We start from the raw sequence: 18,203 nt of genomic DNA, 5'->3' as shown, positions 1-18,203 counted from the left end.
AGGCATGAAGGCCGCGGCGTCCCAGGGGAAATTCCCCCGGGATTTCGCGGCCTTCGCCGTTCTCCCACCCGAAGAGGCAACTTCCCGGGGCCTGTGGCGATAATGGGGAGAACGAATTTGAAGCCCCACAGGCATGCCCACGGGCGTGCCTGGGTTGAACAGGGGCCTTTTTGACGGGAGCCGCCATGAACCGCATCACGTCCCTCTCCGGTCCGCGGGTGCAGCCGGCCACGACGAACACCGCCTCCTCCGTGTCGGGCAGCCGCTTCGGCTCGCTGATGTCTGGCGCGGCCGCGCAGCCCAAGGCGGGCGCGCAGGTGACGGGGGGTTCGGTGGTGTCGTCGGCGCTGGCGCAGATGGGGGCCACGCCGCACGGCGGGCTGCTGAACGCCTACACCGCGGGCGCCACCTCCACGCCGGTGAACGTCACGGGCCAGCAGCCCCAGCAGCAGCAGCAGGCTGCGGGCTCTCAGACGGGCGCGGAGCCCCAGAGTGAGGAGATGAAGGCCATCGAGGACCTGGCCATCATGTCGTCGGTGTCCATGTCCCAGTCCATCCTGCACATGGGCGGCATGAAGCTGGACCTGGAGCGCGAGTAGTCCCCGCGCCCCAGGCCGTCCTTCTCAGCACTGATTTCACGTGAGCCCTGGGGGAGACCTCAGGGCTTTTTCTTGTCGCTGTCGTCGCTGTACTTGTCGCGGATGCCGTCATGCCGGTGCCGCGTGTCGTTCCAGGGCAGGTCCGCGTCGGTGCGCTGGCCGCCGTTCTGCCCGGTGACGTCGTTGAGCTCCTCGGCGCGTCCTTCCGCGGGCACCCGGTCGCCGTCCTCGTCCGGATCCTTCTGCTTGCTGGGGTCCAGCGGGATGCCGGCGCTCTTCTTGAGGTATTCGTCCTTGGGGTCCATGCCGCCATTCCTCCCTTGAGCCCTCAAGGTGGTGACGGGGTGCCGTTCCGGGAGCGGCCGGGCGGCCAGGGGGCCCCCTCCTCAGTTGAGGTACTTCGGCTTCGCGGGGACGGCCGGCGCGGACTCCTGGGCCTTCATCATCTCCAGGCCCTGGCGGGTGAGGACGAAGCGGACGACGCCGGAGCCGCGCTCGGTCTCGATTTCGGCCTCGAAGGCGGGCCCGGCGATGCCGCCCAGGGACACGTCCTTGCGCAGGTTGTTCACCCGGCCGGAGAGCAGATCGCCCGCCACCTCGCGGGAGCCCTCGCCGCGCGAGTACAGCTCGAAGGCGGCCTCGTGCAGCGTCATCGCCAGCGCCGGGGTGAGGGGCTGGGAGCTGAAGAGCACGGAGATGAGGAGCCAGTAAGGCGTCTGTTCAGCCATCGCTGGAGTGTAACGGGTGCGGCTAGCGGGCGCGCGGCTGTCTGCGGGCGGCGATGGCCTCCGCGAGCACGCCCTGCGCCCTCCAGTGGCCATACAGACGGCCCTGGGACGCGAGGAAGTCCAGCCGCTGCCGGGTGCGCGCGTCCAGACGGCCGGGGGCCGCGTCGCGATACGGCGTGCCGGGCAGGGGCATGAAGGTGTGACCGTGCACGCGAGCGCCCAAATCCGACAGCCGCTGCATGAGGTCCAGGGTGGCGTCCACGTCCGAGGGCTCCTCGCCGGGCAGGCCCAGGATGAAGTCCACGTTGGGCACGAAGCCGCCCTCCACCGCGAGCCGCGCGGCGCGCACCACGGTCTCCACGTCGTGGCCGCGCCGGGTGGCCTGGAGGATGCGCTCGGAGCCGGACTGGCCGCCGATGATGAGGTTGTCGTTGGCCACGTAGCGCTTGAGCAGCGCCAGGGCCTCCGGCGTGACGTGCTCCGGGCGGACCTCCGAGGGGAAGGTGCCGTAGTAGATGCGCCCCTCCGGGGCCATGGCCTCCGTCACGGCGGCGAGCAGTTCCTCCACGGCGGCCAGGTTCACGGTCTCGTCGGGGGTGCCGTAGGACAGGGACGTGGGGGTGATGAAGCGCAGGTCGCGCCGGCCCGCGCGGCGCAGCTCGCGGGCCCAGTGGGCGATGTTGGCAACGGTGCGGTGCCGGAAGCGCGCCTTGGACATGAAGGGCGTCTGGCAGAAGCGGCAGGCGTAGATGCAGCCGCGGGTGATCTCGATGGCGCCGAACTTCACGTGCTTCGCGGCGAACGGAGGGAAGTCGTCCAGGCGCACGCCCTCGCCGTGGCCGTGCTGCACGAGCTTGCCTTCCTTCAGGTGCGCGGTGCCGTGCGTGGTGCGCGGGTCCTCGCCCTTGAGGACGCGGGCCAAAAGGGCGCGCAGGGTGTGTTCGCCCTCGCCCACGGCGACGAGGTCGAAGCCGGCCTGGAGGGTCTGGAGGGTCTCGGCGGTGGCGTGCACGCCGCCCGCGATGCAGAGGACGTCACGGCCCTCCAGCCGTTCGCGCACCCAGGTCAGCTCCTCCACGGAGGGGCCGAAGCTGGCGGAGTAGAAGGACCACGCGGCGACGACGGTGTCGCCCGCGTCCACGCGTTCACGCACGGTGGTCAGCAGGTCCTCGCGGTTGCGAGGGAAGTGCAGCGACACGTCCGAGAGCGCGGGGTCCGCCTCCACGGCGCCGGCGAGCACGGTGAAGGCGTACTTGCCGGGGTACTGGTAGCTCAGGACGAGCGAGACCTTGCGAGGCGTCTGCGGCATGACGGCCGGGGATGATGCCACAGCGCGGTCAGAGGAAACGGCGCTCCCACTGGCGGACCTCGGCTTCGGTGAGGTCGCCCCAGGACCCTTTGTGCGTGTAGAGCCACGGTTCCAGCACACGGGCCAGCTCGCGGTACGCGGGCAGCGTGTCACCGGCCTCCAGGTCCCCGGCTTCGGGGACAGGGCCCAGGGAGACAAGCGCGCGGTCCGGGGACAGGGACTCAACCTGGGTTGAAGGCGAGTGCAGCCGGGACCGCAGGCCATCCGCGCCGCCCAGTTCGTTCAGCACGGGCGGGCCCAGGAAGGTGAGCCATGCGGGGCTCCAGATCCGTGTCCCCAGCTCCATTGCCAGGGTCTCCAGTCCCGGCAGCAGCAGGCCAGGATGCCGGAACCCCTTCTCCTTCATGACCGGAGTGGTGGACTCCGCCCAGCCCCAGGCGTCGAAGGACAGCCCCACGTAGCCAGAGTGGAAGGGCAGCTCTCGCCCCAGTTCGAGGGTCAACGCACGCACCCATTCCGGGCCTGGATGCTCCAGGAACTCGATGGGGAGCCAGAACTCCACAGCAAAGGTGCCATGGGGTGTGAGTTGGAAGAAGGGTTCTTGAGGCAGCCCTCGCCCCCGGTACTTGAACCGGATCCCCGTCACGGAGTCGGGTTTCTCGCTCGCTTCAATGCGCCCGGTCGCCGGGTGCATCACCTCCCCGTTCAGGAATGCGTCACTCTCTTCGGCCAGGGGACTCCAATCACCGTGGCGGTCCACGTACCATTCCAGGGAGTGGGGCTTGATGGCACGCCGGTAACGTTCCAGAGCGCGGCAGAGCGGCAGGGCCAGATCCTCGTGGGCTCCCCCCATGTAGAACGAAATGCTCACCGCCTCGCGCAGGACGACAATCGACTCACCTTCAATGTCGAGGGTGACGCGGCTTTCTGGATAGCTCGTGGCCATCACTTGACCCCCAGGCTCGGAGACACGAGGCGAGGAGAGGTGTCCTTACCAAGGAGAAGAGAGTAGACCTCGCCCTGCTCCTTCTTCGCGAAAGGATGTCCTTCAGGATAGGTGTCCCACCTGGGCGGGTTCGTCACCGGGCACGGGAACTTGAAGTCGTAGACCCGCTGCGCCTGGAGCGGGTTCCCCAAGGCGTGCAGCACCACATCCGGCGCGATGGTCCCCGTCAGCAGGAAGAACTGTCCGGCGGCCAGCCAGCGGGCCACCTCCTCCGGATCCAACCACCGCGTCCGGCCTGTCTTCGCATCGAGGATGTAGCGCGGCTCCAGGCTGAACCGTCCTGCGTCCGTTTCCCCCAGCTCCTGCTGTACACACTCCAGCGCAGCCGCGTGCTTCGCGTTCCCCAGCAGCACGCCCCGCTTCACCGTCCGCCCGTTCGCGTCCACCACCTTCTCCTCGCAGATGGCGCGAGTCGTCCGCTGCCCGGGCCCCAACATCCGGTCATTCACCTCCAGGTTCGCCCGCTTCGCGCACTCCACGAGCACGCCCTCCACGCGGGCCACCTCCGCCGCCTCCCACAGGCGCATCACCGCCGCGGCCTCGGCCGCTCGGGCCGCTGCCCGTGACAGCCACGGGAGGATGGCGTCCTGCCCGACCTGCGAAGCGCACGCCGGGTTGCGCAGGCATCCCGCCGTCGCGGAGTCCATCGTCGCCTGGGAGTAGCTTCGGGGCGCTCTCACATCCGGTCCCGCGCACGCGGTCCACAGCAGAAGGCAGCACAGCCACCACATCCATCGGGGAGGAGTCACAGCGCCTCCTCGCATGGAAGTGCCGGCCCCTACAACCCGCCTCCCGCCCCAGACGCACCGGAGCGGGAGGGTCCTTCACGTACCGCTCAGCTCCGGCGACGGCGCGCCTTCACCAGGCCCAAGAGCCCCAGCAGCGAGAACGCGGCCATCGACCCACCGCCCGTGGAGCACCCGCCGTGGAAGTCCGCGTCGCCCTCATCCAGCGGAGACGGTTTCACGCTCGTGCCCGGGCCCGCGTCCACCGGCGTGCCCGCGTCCACCACCGGATCCACCGGCGTGCCCGCGTCCACCACCGGGTCCACCGGCGTGCCCGCGTCCACCACCGGGTCCACCGGCGTGCCCGCGTCCACCGAGGTGCCCGCGTCGGCCGGCGTGCCCGCGTCCACTACCGGGTCCGGATCCGGCTGCACCACCGGGAACACGTCCTCGCGGCTGGTCGCCTGGATCATCCCGTCGTGGTAGACGACGCCCACCGCCGAGATGCTGTCGTCCCGGTACAGGCCCAGCTTCAGGTAGTTGTTCTGGCCAGAGAACATCGTCATGGCCTTGGTCTTCTTCAGCACCTGGACGCCGTTGTGCCACAGCTCCACGTAGCCCACGGACGGGTCCGGGGACCACTTCACGTGGAAGATGAACTCCTGCCACGCGCCGCGCTTGAGCGGCGTGGTCCACACCGTGCCGCTGTCGTTCAGCGACAGGCGGATGACCTCGCCCTTCACGAAGAACTCCACCGGCGGCGACCCGCAGCACCCGTCGTGGTGCCACTGCGTGAAGAGCTGCCACGCGTCCACGCTGGGGAAGTCGTTCGGGAACATCACCTTCCAGCGGTACCAGTACTCCGAACCCACCTTCTCGTTGCTCAGGTACACCAGCTCATTGCGGTTGCCGCTGGAGTTGATGGGGTCATCGCCCTGCTTCACCGTGGCCTTGAGGGCGTACTTGCCCTCCGACACCGGACTCGTCACCACCTGGAGCCGGTCCGAGCTCACCATCTGTTCCTTGCTGTACTGGGAACGGTTTCCCGTCTCGAAATCGCCCCGCCAGACGATTTCCGCCGCAGCGAGGCTCGGGAGCAGACAAACCACGAGCCAGAGGTGCAGTGCTTTCAATGAGGAGTCCTTGGGGGAGGGTGAAGGCGTGATGCTTTGCTTTCAAACTTCGACAACGACAGGCAGCAATCATTCCCTGTCTTCATTCCATCTCCAAACCATTCCCAGACGCCTGACAACAGGGCATGCGGCCAGGCAAGCCCTCACCCGGATTGAGCAATGTTTCACGTCGGGGATGGGCGGGACGCACCCAGCGAGCGGACGGCGGAGCGGTGTCCTGAACGCAACGCGTCATTGACAGGGGAGCATGCAGGAGGCTGACGGGACGGGGGCGTGGTGTAAGGTCACGGGCCCTTCCGGCGCTCCCTTCCTGGGGCGCTCTTCAGCGTGCCCCATGCTCGTGTTGCGAGACGTCCAGAAAACCGATCTGCCCGGCCTGAAGCGTCTTGCCGCGGTGCTGAACACGGTCAACCTGCCGAACAACGAGGAGACGCTCGAGGCCATCATCGACAAGTCGGTGAAGAGCTTCGCCGGCAAGGTGAAGGACCCGTTCGAGCGCGAGTACCTCTTCGTGCTGGAGGACGTGCGCAACAACCTCATCATCGGCACGTCGATGATCATCGCCCAGCACGGGACGTACGACGCGCCGCACATCTACTATGAGGTGAGCGAGCGCGAGCACTACTCCGCCTCGCTGGAGCGGCACCTGCGGCACAAGGTGCTGTCCATCGCGTACAACTACGAGGGCCCCACGGAGATTGGCGGCCTGGTGGTGGACCCGCCCTACCGCGCGACGCCGGACAAGCCCGGCAAGCAGCTGTCCTTCGTGCGCTTCCTCTTCATCGCCATGCACCGGCGGCTGTTCCGGCCGCGCGTGCTGGCGGAGCTCCTGCCGCCGCTGCTCCCGGACGGGCGCAGCCTGCTGTGGGAGGCGTGCGGGAAGAAGTTCACCGGGCTCACCTATCTGGAGGCCGACCGGCTGAGCCGCCAGAACAAGGAGTTCATCAAGGAGCTGTTCCCCTCGTCGGACATCTACGCGTCGCTGTTCCCGGACCGCGTGCAGAAGGTGCTGGGGGAGGTGGGCCCGGCCACGCGCGGCGTGCAGCGGATGCTGGAGCGGGTGGGCTTCCGGTACGTGGAGCGCATCGACCCGTTCGACGGCGGCCCGCACTTCGAGGCGGACACGGCGGACATCACCCTGGTGCGCCGCTACCGCACGGTGAAGCTGGCGGACGAGGACTTCGAGCTGGAGGGGGACGACGTGCTGGTCGCCGCCGAGCGCGAGTCCGGCCGCAACCGCTTCCGCTCCGTGCGCTGCCAGGCCCGGCTGGACAACACCGTCATCTACCTGCCTGCTCGCGCCAAGGAGATATTGGAAGTGAAGCCGGGCGCGAAGCTGTCCATCATTCCGTTCGAGTAGCGCGCACCACGCGCCAGTCCCCGCGCAGGAGCGACAGCCAGCGCTCCCCGGCCTCCAGGCCGGGGCCGTCCGGTGGCACCAGCGCCAGCGCCAGGTGCGTGTCCGGGCGCACGGGGTCCAGGGACGTGGGGTCCAGGTCCAACGTCCCGCCGCCTCGCAGCGCCACCCGCACCCAGGCGTGCGGCCGGCCAGCGCCGCCGTCCACCACGAGCAGCCCGTGCACCAGCCCCACCCGCTGGCCCCGCGCGCGAGCCAGGGACGCGAAGCGCAGTGCATGGGCCAGGCAGCCTCCGGCCTCGCCCTCCCCGCCTGAGCGCCAGTCCGCCGCCGTGGGCCCCTTGTCCGGGAAGGCCGCGTGCACCTTCGCGGAGAGGGCCCGGGCCTCGGCGGACGTCCACTCCGTCATCTCCGGCAGGCGCGAAGGGACCGTGAAGGACGCCTTGTCCTCGCGCGGCGTCGCCTCCGAGACGCGCCGTGCCTGTCCGCCCGGCACGAGTCTCAGCGCGCCCTCGGTGCCGCCCTCCACGGGCACCCCTTCCGCGAAGAGCTCCGGCGGTGCTCGCAGCCGCTCTCCGGGGGCCGCCCGCGTGAAGCGGGAGTCGCCCACCTCCAGCGCCTGGAGCTGCCCCTGGTCGTCGTAGCGGGCTCGGAAGCGCGCGCCCAGCATCGTGCCCTCGGCACTCGTGGGGCCCCTCTTCGTGACGCAGTGGGGGCCCTCCTGGCCGGACAGCTCCTCGCGTCCCTTCACGCAGCCCTCGGGTGGCGGCCCGCGCCACAGCCACAGCGCCTGGGGCACCGCGTCCGCGTCCGTCACGCGCCCCGCGGCGTCCACGCGCAGCGTCACCTCGCGCACTCGCTCGCCCGCTCGGCCTTCGCGCACGTGCAGGTGCCGGCTGGTGTACGTGAACCGCCCCGCGTCCAGGGACAGCCCCACCGTCCCCACCGGCACGCCCCGCCACGCGAAGACGAACCGGGCCGAGCTCCCGGCCCTGGTGGCCTCCGTGCCCGTGCTGGCGGGGATTCCCGGGAGCGCCAGCATGGCGATGGCGAAGAGGGCCTTCATGTCTCATGAAGCATGCGTCGAATTGAGGACCGGCGCGAGAAGGCGGGATAGCGTCCACCCCGTCCATGGGCGCCAAACGATACCTTTTCTCGTTCGGGGTGGCGGCGGCCCTGGTCTCCGCCATCCTCCTGGGCCTGCTGCTGCGGTGGGTGACGGGCCAGCCGGATGACGCGGCCGGGTGGGCGGTGCTGCTGTTCGGCGTGCCGCTGCTCTGGCTCATCGGCAGCTATCTGGCGTGGTTCCGCTTCGCGGCGATGCGCCGGCGCGAGCGGCGCGACCTGATGTCCCGGCTGGCGGAGGGCGACCTCACCACGCCCATCCACACCGGCTTCGAGGGCCAGGAGGACCTGCGCCGCCTCATCCTGTCCCTGCGCCGCGCCATGTCCCAGGTGCAGCGCGTGACGAGCAACCTGCACCGCACCGGCAACGGCGTGAGCGAGCAGGCCCGCATGCTGCTGGAGGCCGCGCGCCGTCAGGGCGGCGCCGTGGAGCGCACGCTCTCCGCCGTGGGCGGCAACGGCAGCAGCCTCCAGGTGGCCATCAAGCGCGTGCAGCACATTGAAACCTTCGCGCACGAGACGACGGGCGCCCTGCTGGAGATGACCGAGCGGCTGCACCAGGTGGTGGACGGCCTGGAGACCGTCAACGACTTCAGCCAGCGCACCAGCGGCCTCACCCAGGCGATGACGGAGCGGCTCACGCACATCGCCGCGTCGGGCGACGAACTGGGCCGCTTCGCCTCCGAGGCGGAGGACTTCGTCGCGCTGGTGGAGGGCGGCATCTACGCCGTGCGCCGCCGCGCCATGGAGACCAACAGCATGGCCGTCGCCGTCACCACCACCGCCCAGCGCGGCGAGGCACTGGTGGGCGACAGCGTGCAGGGCATGTACCGGGTGGAGGAGACGGTGCGCAAGGCGGCCGAGCTGATGGAGATGCTCGGCACGCGGTCGCTGGAGATTGGCCGCATCGTGGACGTCATCCAGGAGATCGCCGACCAGACGAACCTGCTGGCCCTCAACGCCGCCATCATCGCCGCGCAGGCGGGCGAGCACGGCCGCCCCTTCGGCGTGGTGGCCAACGAAATCCGCAGCCTCGCCGAGCGCACCACGCGCTCCACGCGCGAGATTGGCACCATGGTGACGGGCATCCGCGACGCGGTGGAGACCGCCGTGGCGCTGGTGCAGGAGGGGCGCGAGCAGGCCACCGCGGGCGTGGCCCTGGGCGACCGCGCCTCCGAGGCCCTGGCCGAAATCCGCGCCATCACCCAGCGCACCTTCGCCGCCGTGGAAGCCACGGTGATGGAGACGCAGCAACTGGAGGCGCAGGGCGCCACCGTCGTGGAGGCCAGCAAGCGCGTGGCCCAGCGCGTGGAGGACATCACGCGCATGGCCATCGAGCAGTCCGGCAACGCGCGGGACCTGGTGCGCCAGATTCAAGAGATGTCGCGCGTGGGCCAGAGCGCCGGACAGAAGGCCGAGTCCCAGGCCCGCACGGGCCGCGACCTGTCCGAGGCGGTGATGCGCCTGAGCGCGGCCATTGAAGAGCTGCGCGCCGCGCACCAGGTGCTCAGCCGGGGTGACGCCTCCATCCGCGAGGAGATTGCCCAGGTGCGCGAGGACGCACGCCGGGTCATCCGCATTGGCGACGGGCTGGACCGCACGGTGGACCAGCTGGGCCACGAGACGGCGAGCCTGGAGGCGGAGGTGTTCCGCTTCCAGCTGCCTCGCGCGCGGGCGGGCGGCACGCTGCGGGTGGGGTTGCACCAGGCGGGCTCGCTGCGCGCGCGGCAGGCGGTGGATCCGCTGTTCAGCGTCGAGAACCAGATGGCGGAGCTGACGGCGTGCCTCTTCTCCTGCCTCGTGCGGCTGGAGGATGGCGTGCTGGTGCCCGACCTGGCCGAGCGCTGGGACGCGGACCCCTCCGCGCGCCGCTACCGCTTCTACCTGCGGCGGGGCGTCACCTTCCACGACGGCAGCATGCTCTCCGCCCAGGACGTGAAGCGCCACCTGGAGCGGCTGATGGACCCGGCGCTGCGCTCGCCGGACCGCAGCCTGCTGGAGGACGTGGAGGGCGCGCGCGAGTACTCCAGCGGCCTGGCGCGCGAGGTGACGGGCATCGAGGTCCTGGACGAGGGCACGCTCGAAATCCGGCTGCGCGAGCCCAAGGCGTTCTTCCTCCAGCTCATGGCGCTGACGGCCACGGCGGTGGCGAAGCTGGACGCGGCGGGGAAGCTGGTGGGCACGGGGCCGTTCCGCGTCGTCGGCCTGCAGCCGGACCGGATGGTGCTGGAGCGCAACGCCACCTACTGGCGCGGCGGGGTCCCGCTGCTGGACCGGCTGGAGTTCGTCCTCTCGGACACGCGGCCCCAGGCGGTGCGGCAGCTGTTGGACGGGCAGGTGGACCTCGTGTCGTTCCTGCACGTGGAGCACACGGAGGCCAAGGGGCTGGAGGCACACCAGGTGGTGACCAGCACCACGCCGTCCACGGCGTTCCTGGGCCTCAACCTGAACGAGGCGCCGTACAACGACGTGCGCGTGCGGCGGGCGCTGCGCGCGGGCATGGACATCTCGGGCGTGGTGGAGCAGTTCCACCCGGGGGCTCGCGTGGCGCGCACCTTCACGCCGCCGGAGCTGCTGGATGGGGCCCAGGACCTGGGGCCCGCGCCGGTGCCGGACCTGACGCTGGCGGAGCGGCTGCTGCGCGAGGCGGGCGTGCGGCGGTTGCAGCTCACCCTGCACCACCCGGTGGGCCGCGACACGTCCGCGGAGGACGCGGTGCTCTTCCGGCCCATGATTCAAGCGGGACTGCTGGAGCTGCGGCACGAGCAGATGAGCCCGGAGGAGTACCTGCCGCGCCTGCGCGAGGGGAAGGTCCCGGCGTTCCGCACGCTGTGGCTGGCGGACTTCCCGGACCCCGACGCGTTCCTGCACTTCCTGCTCAACTCCAGCGCGCAGACGGTGTACCCGCTGGGCTACCGCAACCCGGAGCTGGACCGGCTCACCGCCGAGGCGCGCGTGTCCATCGACCCGGAGATGCGCTCGCAGCTCTACAAGCGCGCGGAGCAGCTGGCACGCGAGGACTGCCCGCTCATCCCGCTGTACCACGACCGCACGCACGCGGCGGCGGTGGCGGCCGTGCAGAACCTGCGGCTGCATCAGACTCCGCCGCAGGTGCGCTTCGAGGACCTCTGGGTGGATCCGGCGGTGGGCGTCTAGGGCACGGCCCGTAAATCTTCAACTGGGAGCTGCGATGGCGAGTGCTCACATCAAGTGCAAGCGTGGACTCAACCTGCATGCCGTCAAGGCTCCGCTCTACGACTCAGGCCACTGGGATTTCTCGCCTGAAGAGGCAGCTCAGCTCGTGGGCGGAACGATCTACCTCCACAATACCAAAGCGGAGCGCTCATACTTCGGTGGGACCGTGCTCTCGTACGAGATCGTCGATGTTCCCGAGAAGGCGCATTCTCAGCGCATCGTTTTTCGGATCCACTCCATGGTTGAAGCGAAGAACAAGGAGTGGCAAGGCGCGAACCACGTCCGAGCATGGACGAGCGGGATTCTTCCGTAGGAGTACCCGCCGACTCGATTGAACTGCACGCTACCCAGCAGCTACCCGAATCGATTGGCATACTCTTCGTGCATGCTGCACGGTCGAGCCACAAGCCACATCGGTTTAGGGCACGGCCCGGCGCGCTCCGGCAGGGCCCGCGTTGCGCTGGGGCCAGCCCTGGGATTCAGCGCGCAGGCCGACGGGATAGGACTCCAGGCGCCAGACGCCGTCGCGGCGCAGGGCCACATGCAGCAGGTCTCCTGCGAACACCGCGCCCGCGACCTCGACGCGCCCTGGCAGGGAGCACTGATTGACCTTGTTGCCGAAGGCAATCCACTCCAGCCACGCCTGACGCTGACCGTTCGGCAGCGCCGCGTCCGCGAGCACGCCCACGGTGCTCTGCTCCAGCAGCGCGGCTTCGTGGAAGGTGCCGGGAAGCAGTGGTGAAGGCAGCACGTCCACCTCCGAGAGGAAGTGGCCGTCGTCGGAGCTGAACGAGCGCAGCACGGTGCGAAGGTCCGCGTCGACGCAGGGAGTGCCGTCCGTGTGGTCGCACGCGAGCGCGAGCGCATGACCGACCATGCCACCGGGGGACATCAGCACGGGCTCGGCCAGGGGAGACAGCGTGCGCGTGCCCGCGTCCCAATCCAGCGCGGTGAGCGTTCCCCCATCCGTGTCCACGAAGGCCCGCGTGCCCACAAGCAACCGGCCCGACGCGAGCGCCAGTGATGGTGCTCCGCCTGGGATACCCGCATCGAGCGGTTCGAGGCTCAGCGATGCGATGCCTCCGTCCTCGAGCGCATCACCAAACGCCATGAGTGTCCCGCCGTCCGTGCTCACTTCAGGCAGCGCCCAACTCGTGAAGGCCAGCCGTCCATCCCACGGCGTGTAGAGGTACGCGCCACGCGTGTCGTCCACCGCGAGCCTTGCCGCTCCACCCCCGTCCTCCTCCGGCCCCATCGCCAGCGGCGCTCCCGCGTCCGCGCTCAGCAGCATGAGCCGCGAGCGCAGCGGCTCCGTGCCCGCGTCGCCGGTCCACGTGACGTACGTCAGCACGTCCCCTTCCTTCGTCAGCGCCACCCTGCCCGCTCCGGTGCCGGGCACTCCCTCCGGTGTTCCTCCATCCAGCGGCGCATCGGAGATCGCCAGCGACGTGCGCCAGCGCAGCTCGCCCGCGCCTCGGGGCGCGTACGCCTCCAGGGCCTCCGGCGCGAGCACCACCACTCCCGCGTCCGACGCCGCGAGCAACGTCCTCGCGCCCCCGTCCTCATAGGGCGACGCGTAGCGCAGCAGCCCGCTCTCCGTGTACGCGGCGAGCCAGCAGCCCGCGTCCTCTCCGCACACCGACGCGTAGACCGTCCCGTCGTCCACCAGCAGCACCGGACCTCCGTCCTCCGCGACGGGCGCTCCGGCCAGCTCCGCGCTGAAGACAGGCACCAGGTCTCCCGCGTCCGGGCGCATGCACTCGCCCGCGCTGCACTTGCCCTCGTCCTGGCAGGGCGTGGCCGGCGCGCAGACGAAGCCGTCCGGCGGCTTCACGGTCCGGCACGTGCCGCTGAGGCAGACCTGCGCCGCCTTGCAGCTCACCGCGCCGCAGGGGCTGAAGTCCGCCACGTCCACCTCCTGGCAGCCCGCGTTGCGGTCGCACACGCCCACCTTGCACGGGTGGGTCGACACCGGGCACGCCACGCTCTCCGTCACGCAGCCCTGCGTCGGAGAACAGCTGTCCACCGTGCACGGGTTGTCGTCATTGCACGTGCGCGGCTGCCCCACGCAGACGCCCGCCTGACAGCGGCCGTTCTCCTGGCAGCGGCTGCCCGGGATGCACGACGCGCCGTCGGCCTGTGGAGACTCGATGCACTGGCCGGACTCCAGGTCGAAGCGCGAGTCGCGGCACTCGCCTGTCGGCACGCACGGCCGCGGACGCACGCCCACGCCGATGAGCTTCACCTTCGCGGTGGTGCGCCCCGCCGTGAGCACCAGCTCGCCCTCCACCGGCGTGTTGCCCGCGGAGAACAGGATGTCCACCGTGCCCGTGCCGCTGCCCTCGACGACAATCTGGGACACGACGACGAAGAAGGGCGCGTCCGTCACCGCCTCCACCGTGACGCCCGCGCGGCCGGTGGCCACCAGCGTCAGCGAGCGGCGCACCTGGGTGCCCTCCAGCACCCGGCCGAAGTCCACGACCTCTTCCTGTGGCCGGAAGCTGGCGGTCGCACCGCCCACGGCGGGCTCGTCGCCACAGCGGCACCCTCCCACCAGGACGAGCAACACGAGCAGCCACCAGCGAGCACGGGCGCGGAACATGCCCCGACTCAACCGCGCCACCCCGGGCCCGCGCAACGTGCGCACCGCCCCGGCAGGCCGTCCCCGCACATTTTCCTGCCCGGACGGGCCCGCTACGGTTCCACGGCCGACTCACGCCGCCGCGTCAACGCCCGCACGCCCAAGGCCAGCGCCGCCACCACGAACAGCCCGATGACCGCGTACTGGTAGCGCGACACCAGCACCGTCAGCCGCTCCAGGTTGCCGCCCACCGCCATGCCCAGCGCCAGGATGAGCCCGCTGTGCGCCAGCGCGGACACCGCGCCCAGCACCAGCGCGTTGAAGCGCGGCACGCGCGCCGCTCCCGCCGCGATGAAGATGACGCCCCGGATGCCCGGCAGGAAGCGGTTCACCAGCAGGAGCCACGGCCCCGCGTGCCGCATCCGCGTCTGCACCTGCTCCAGCCGTGCGTGCGTGAGCCCGAAGAAGGAGCGATTCGGATTCGCCTCGAAGCGCTTCGCCAGCCACTGGCCCACCGCGTAGTTGATGAACGCGCCCACCACGCTGCCCGCCGTCACCACCGCGAGCACCAGCCACCAGGGCTTCACCCCGCGCACGGCGTAGATGCCGCCCATGAGCACGATGGTGTCCCCGGGGAACGGCGGCACCACGTACTCCAGCATCGCCGCCACGCCGAGCACCAGGAACCCGAACGGCCCCAGCATTCCGATCAGCTTGTCGACGTGCTCGATCCACATCCGCGCGGTGCCCTCCAGGCCCGGAAGCTCCTCGCGCGAGACTTAAGTCGTCTCCCCGCCCGACGGAACCCAGGAACCGCACCGTCCGCGCTGCGGTGAACAGGGCCGGGATGCCGGCCTCGGACGCGCGAAGTTCCCCTCTCGAGGCTCGAAGTCGCGGCTCCGCCCGGCGGGACCCGGGCCCCCACGACCCGCGAAGCTGAACACGCGCGGGCCGGGGCCGCCCCCGGCCCGCCCGCGCCTTCAGACCAGCGAGAGCCCTCCGTCGACCGTGAAGACGCTTCCGGTGACGAAGGAGGCCTCTCCGCTCGCGAGGAAGACGGCCGCGTTCGCGATCTCCTCTGGATTCGCGACGCGCTGGAGCGCATGCAGCCGCGCGGCGGCGGAGCGCTGTTCCTCGGAGGCGTTCCAGCCGCGGAACATGGGCGTGTCCGCGCCGCCGGAGACGAGCACGTTCGCGCGGATGCCCTGCGGGGCGTACTCGGCCGCGACGGTGCGCGTGAGCCCGATGAGCCCCGTCTTCGCCGCCGCGTACCCGGAGGTCCCGGGCATCGCCTTCGTGTACCCGACGAAGGTCCCGACGTTGATGACGCTCCCTCCGCCCGACTTCAACATCGCGCCCACCTGGTGCTTCGTCGACAGGAACGCGCTCACCAGATACCCGTCGATCCACTCCCGGAAGCAGGCCGTGTCCAGCGTGTGGGTCGGCCCGCCGCCGAACGTGCCCCCGGCCGCGTTGACGCCGACGTCGAGCCGCCCGAACGTCTCCAGCGTGAAGTGGACCAGGGCCTCCACGTCGCCCTCCCTTGTGACGTCCGCGGCGTGGGCCACCACCTGCCCTCCCCTCTCCGCGGCCAGGCGCGCCGTCTCCTCGAGCGGCGCGATGCGCCTGCCGGCCGCCACCACCCGCGCGCCCTCCCGGGCCAACGCCAGCGCCGTCGCACGGCCAATCCCTGAACCCGCCCCCGTCACCAGGGCGACCTTCCCTTCCAATCGATGCGTCATCCGACGGTTCTCCCGGACACTGGCCCGCTCATGAGGTCGCGCCCGCGGGGCCATCGCCGCGGCGCACGGTCCTCGTAGCGCCGCGAGGCCATGCCCCGCGCTCCGGTTCTTGCCGTCGAATCGAGAAGCCGCGAGCGCCGCCGGGCACGAAGCCCAGGCCGGCGGATCCGACACGTCAGGGCTGGCGGGGCGCCACGGCCGGCGTCGGCAGCACGGTGCCGCCGTACTGGCTGGCCGCCAGCGTGCCGCACGCGGCGCCAATCTCCTTGCCGCCCGAATAGCGCCGCGCGATGGGCGCCTTGAGGATCTGGAGGTGGTCGCGGAACGCGCTCAACTCCTCCGCCGTGGGCGGCAGGTACTTGCCCGTTGGATCCGTCACGTCGATGAGGTCCACCTTGATGGGGATGCCCTCGAACGCCGCCTTCAGCGCCTCCGCGTCCTCACGCCCCAGGTTGAAGCCCTGGATGGCCACGTAGGCGATCATCGCCCGCTCGCGCCGCGCCTCGCTGTACTCGCGGATGGCTTGGATCAGCTCCGGCAGCGGGTGCGTCTTCTCGATGGGGAGCACCTTCGCGCGCTTCTCCGGGATGGCGCTCGTCACGCTGAACGCCAGCCGGAACGGATGCCCCTCGCGGGTGTAGCGGCGAATCGCCGGGACGTGCCCCGCGGTGGAGAACGTGATGGCCGTGCCGGAGATGGAGAACCCCGCCGGGTGCGAGAGGATCTGCGCCGCGCGGACGGTCTCCTTGTAGTTGAGCAGTGGCTCGCCCATCCCCATGAACACGACGCCGCCCACGCGCCGGTCCGCCTCCGCGCGCACCTGCATCACCTGGTCCAGAATCTCCCAGGTCTGGAGGTTGCGCTGGAAGCCCAGCTTGCCCGTCATGCAGAAGTCGCACGCCAGCGCGCAGCCCACCTGGCTGGACACGCAGACGACGTACTTCTCCTCGAAGATGGGGATGCGCACCGCCTCGATGCGGCCGCCCAGCGGCGACTCGAAGAGGTACTTCACGAAGCCGTCTTCGGCCTGCCGCCGCTCGACAATCTTGAGGGACGGCAGCTCCGCCTGGGCGCGGAGCAGATCCGCGACCCGGCGCGGCACCTGGGGCGCCAGCGCGATGGCATCCACCGTGGGACGGGCGTGGGCGAAGACGCCCGCGAACACCTTGCGGACCGCGGTCGCGGACGGCTGGGCCGGCGCGAGCGCCGCTTCCAACTCCGGCAGCGACAGTTGTTTCAGGTTCACGAGCAGGACTTGATCTTCGAGCGCAGGAACTCGGTCAGCTTCGCCGACACCTCCCGGGGCATCTTCAGCGCCATGGCGCGCTTGCAGAGGCCGGGAGTGGCCCGATAGGTGCTGAGGAATTCCTCGCAGGGCTTACAGCCCGACAGGTGCTCCTGCAGGTGCCGCGCCTCCTCCTCGGGCATCTCGCCTTCGAGGAACTCCAGCAGGAGGTTGATGGAATCTTTGCAGGTATACATCCGAACCTCGGCTGACTGCGGCTCCCCTCGTTCCAGTTCGAAGATGCCGAGACGCCCTGGGGGTTTCACACCCCGCGATTGTCCCGGTTGTAGAACAGGTCGATGGCTTCTCGCAGCGCGAGCCGCGCCCGGTGCAGGCGGCTCTTGATGGCGGGGATGGAGTCCCCTGTCACTTCCGCGATCTGTTCGTAGCTGAGGCCGTCCACGTCTTTCAAGAGGAAGACTTCCCGGTAGCCCTCCGGCAACCGGTCGGCCGCCTGCTGGATTGCCTGCCCCAGCTCCGCGTCCAGCGCCTTCTCCTCCGCGTCCCGGCTCCAGTCCGTGACGGGGTAGTCCGCCAGGGTGCCCCGCTCCGTGAATTCCGGTGCCTGGAGCTCCGACTCCGCCGCCTGGGCCACCCGGCGGTGGCGCAGGCGCATGAGGGCGTGGTTCGCCGCGATGCGGTGCACCCAGGACCCGAAGGCCGCCTCGCCCCGGAAGTCCTTCAGGTGCTGGTAGGCGGAAAGGAAGGTGTCCTGGGTGATTTCCGCCGCGTCCGCTTCCGAACGCGTCATCCGCAGCGCCAGGCCGTACACCCGGTCCTGGTGCAGGCCCACCAGGGCCTCGAAGGCGGACACGTCACCGTCCTGGGCCCGTGCCAGGAGCCGCCGGTCTTCTTCCTGCCGGTCTTCTTCCTGGGAAGCCTCTTGGGACATGGCGTCTTCCACCCAACCAGCCAGAAGGTTCCGCGTCAAGGACGACGGCGAGGCCGCCGGGACACGAAGCGGCTGACGTGTCCACTGTCCCGGTCCCACAGCCGGAAGGGTTCAGCGGCCCACGCCCCGGCGTACTCCACGCCGATGCGCGGCCCCCGCTCCACCTGTGCGTCCGGCACCGGCGTCCCGGGCAGCAGGTGCAGCCCGTCCGAGTCCAGCGGCAGGTCGTTGTGGTTCAGGTTCAGCCCCAGCACCCGGCACAGCCGCCCGGGCCCGTCCGTCCGCTCGCCGGGCGGGATGCCTTCCACCGGCTCCACCCCTCGCACCAGCACCGCCGCCGCCACCCCGGGCGCGTCCGTCACCACGTTGAAGCAGTGGTGCATCCCGTAGATGAGGTAGACGTACGAGCGCCCCGCCGGCCCGAACATCACCTCGGTGCGGGGCGTGCGCCCCTTGGACGAGTGACAGGCCAGGTCGTGCTCACCCAGGTAGGCCTCCACCTCCACGATGCGACCCACCCGCCGGC

Annotated in this window: 18 protein-coding genes; 4 read left to right on the top strand and 14 right to left on the bottom strand. The window is 70.4% G+C overall.

What is annotated here, in order from left to right:
- The first annotated feature begins 185 nt into the window (after positions 1–185).
- A complete protein-coding gene (locus D7W79_RS09245) occupies positions 186–599 on the top strand; it encodes a hypothetical protein (protein ID WP_120524980.1) in 414 nt (137 codons plus the stop codon).
- A gap of 59 nt (positions 600–658) precedes the next feature.
- Here D7W79_RS09245 and D7W79_RS09240 read toward each other — a convergent pair whose 3' ends face one another.
- The 6 genes from D7W79_RS09240 to D7W79_RS09215 all read right to left on the bottom strand — a co-directional run bounded on the left by D7W79_RS09240 (position 659) and on the right by D7W79_RS09215 (position 5,476).
- Complete coding sequence (locus D7W79_RS09240; RefSeq protein WP_120524979.1) at positions 659–904, bottom strand: hypothetical protein; 246 nt, start codon at positions 902–904, stop codon at positions 659–661.
- Positions 905–985: 81 nt separating this feature from the next.
- Positions 986–1,327 carry a hypothetical protein gene (locus D7W79_RS09235; protein WP_120524978.1) on the bottom strand — a complete coding sequence of 114 codons (342 nt, stop codon included), beginning with the start codon at positions 1,325–1,327 and terminating at the stop codon, positions 986–988.
- A 22-nt stretch (positions 1,328–1,349) separates the two neighbouring features.
- On the bottom strand, positions 1,350–2,636 hold the full coding sequence (locus tag D7W79_RS09230) for a TIGR04013 family B12-binding domain/radical SAM domain-containing protein (RefSeq protein WP_120524977.1): 1,287 nt from the start codon (positions 2,634–2,636) through the stop codon (positions 1,350–1,352).
- A gap of 28 nt (positions 2,637–2,664) precedes the next feature.
- On the bottom strand, positions 2,665–3,582 hold the full coding sequence (locus D7W79_RS09225) for a type VI immunity family protein (protein ID WP_120524976.1): 918 nt from the start codon (positions 3,580–3,582) through the stop codon (positions 2,665–2,667).
- Positions 3,582–4,322, bottom strand: a complete 741-nt coding sequence (locus D7W79_RS09220) for a hypothetical protein (RefSeq protein WP_244221676.1) — start codon at positions 4,320–4,322, stop codon at positions 3,582–3,584. Before D7W79_RS09220 ends, D7W79_RS09225 begins: the two co-directional genes overlap by 1 nt.
- A 155-nt stretch (positions 4,323–4,477) precedes the next feature.
- The gene (locus D7W79_RS09215; protein ID WP_439099184.1) at positions 4,478–5,476 is read right to left on the bottom strand and encodes a heparin lyase I family protein; all 999 of its coding nucleotides are present in this window, start codon (positions 5,474–5,476) and stop codon (positions 4,478–4,480) included.
- Between the two features lie 358 nt (positions 5,477–5,834).
- Here D7W79_RS09215 and D7W79_RS09210 point away from each other — a divergent pair, with 358 nt between their 5' ends.
- Positions 5,835–6,860: an arginine N-succinyltransferase gene (locus tag D7W79_RS09210; protein WP_120524973.1), complete on the top strand. Its 1,026-nt coding sequence runs from the start codon at positions 5,835–5,837 to the stop codon at positions 6,858–6,860.
- Here D7W79_RS09210 and D7W79_RS09205 read toward each other — a convergent pair.
- Entirely contained in the window at positions 6,844–7,923 is a 1,080-nt protein-coding gene (locus D7W79_RS09205) for a lasso peptide biosynthesis protein (RefSeq protein WP_120524972.1), read from the bottom strand. The two genes, D7W79_RS09210 and D7W79_RS09205, sit on opposite strands and share 17 nt — an antisense overlap.
- A 65-nt stretch (positions 7,924–7,988) precedes the next feature.
- Here D7W79_RS09205 and D7W79_RS09200 point away from each other — a divergent pair, with 65 nt between their 5' ends.
- Entirely contained in the window at positions 7,989–11,138 is a 3,150-nt protein-coding gene (locus D7W79_RS09200; protein ID WP_120524971.1) for an ABC transporter substrate-binding protein, read from the top strand.
- Positions 11,139–11,172: 34 nt separating this feature from the next.
- Positions 11,173–11,490, top strand: a complete 318-nt coding sequence (locus D7W79_RS43190; protein WP_147441862.1) for a hypothetical protein — start codon at positions 11,173–11,175, stop codon at positions 11,488–11,490.
- 105 nt (positions 11,491–11,595) lie between these two features.
- Here the strand turns inward: D7W79_RS43190 and D7W79_RS09195 are convergent, their stop codons facing one another.
- The 7 genes from D7W79_RS09195 to D7W79_RS09165 all read right to left on the bottom strand — a co-directional run.
- The gene (locus D7W79_RS09195; protein WP_120524970.1) at positions 11,596–13,779 is read right to left on the bottom strand and encodes a hypothetical protein; all 2,184 of its coding nucleotides are present in this window, start codon (positions 13,777–13,779) and stop codon (positions 11,596–11,598) included.
- Between the two features lie 92 nt (positions 13,780–13,871).
- On the bottom strand, positions 13,872–14,495 hold the full coding sequence (locus tag D7W79_RS09190) for a DedA family protein (protein WP_120524969.1): 624 nt from the start codon (positions 14,493–14,495) through the stop codon (positions 13,872–13,874).
- A 243-nt stretch (positions 14,496–14,738) separates the two neighbouring features.
- Positions 14,739–15,500, bottom strand: a complete 762-nt coding sequence (locus D7W79_RS09185; protein ID WP_120524968.1) for an SDR family oxidoreductase — start codon at positions 15,498–15,500, stop codon at positions 14,739–14,741.
- Positions 15,501–15,675: 175 nt separating this feature from the next.
- Positions 15,676–16,746 carry a radical SAM protein gene (locus tag D7W79_RS09180; RefSeq protein WP_120524967.1) on the bottom strand — a complete coding sequence of 357 codons (1,071 nt, stop codon included), beginning with the start codon at positions 16,744–16,746 and terminating at the stop codon, positions 15,676–15,678.
- Positions 16,743–16,982: an anti-sigma factor family protein gene (locus D7W79_RS09175; protein ID WP_014399836.1), complete on the bottom strand. Its 240-nt coding sequence runs from the start codon at positions 16,980–16,982 to the stop codon at positions 16,743–16,745. The genes D7W79_RS09180 and D7W79_RS09175 overlap by 4 nt, the downstream gene beginning before the upstream one ends.
- A 65-nt stretch (positions 16,983–17,047) precedes the next feature.
- Positions 17,048–17,677 carry an RNA polymerase sigma factor gene (locus D7W79_RS09170; RefSeq protein ID WP_120524966.1) on the bottom strand — a complete coding sequence of 210 codons (630 nt, stop codon included), beginning with the start codon at positions 17,675–17,677 and terminating at the stop codon, positions 17,048–17,050.
- Positions 17,678–17,712: 35 nt separating this feature from the next.
- Positions 17,713–18,203, bottom strand: a 491-nt coding sequence (locus D7W79_RS09165) for a DNA-3-methyladenine glycosylase (RefSeq protein ID WP_244221674.1), incomplete at its 5' end; no start/stop codon positions are given.

The organism is Corallococcus exercitus, from assembly GCF_003611585.1.
GTDB classification, from domain to species: domain Bacteria; phylum Myxococcota; class Myxococcia; order Myxococcales; family Myxococcaceae; genus Corallococcus; species Corallococcus exercitus.
The sequence above is the reverse complement of the archived record's forward strand: the minus strand, read 5'-3'. Positions and strand labels throughout refer to the sequence as shown.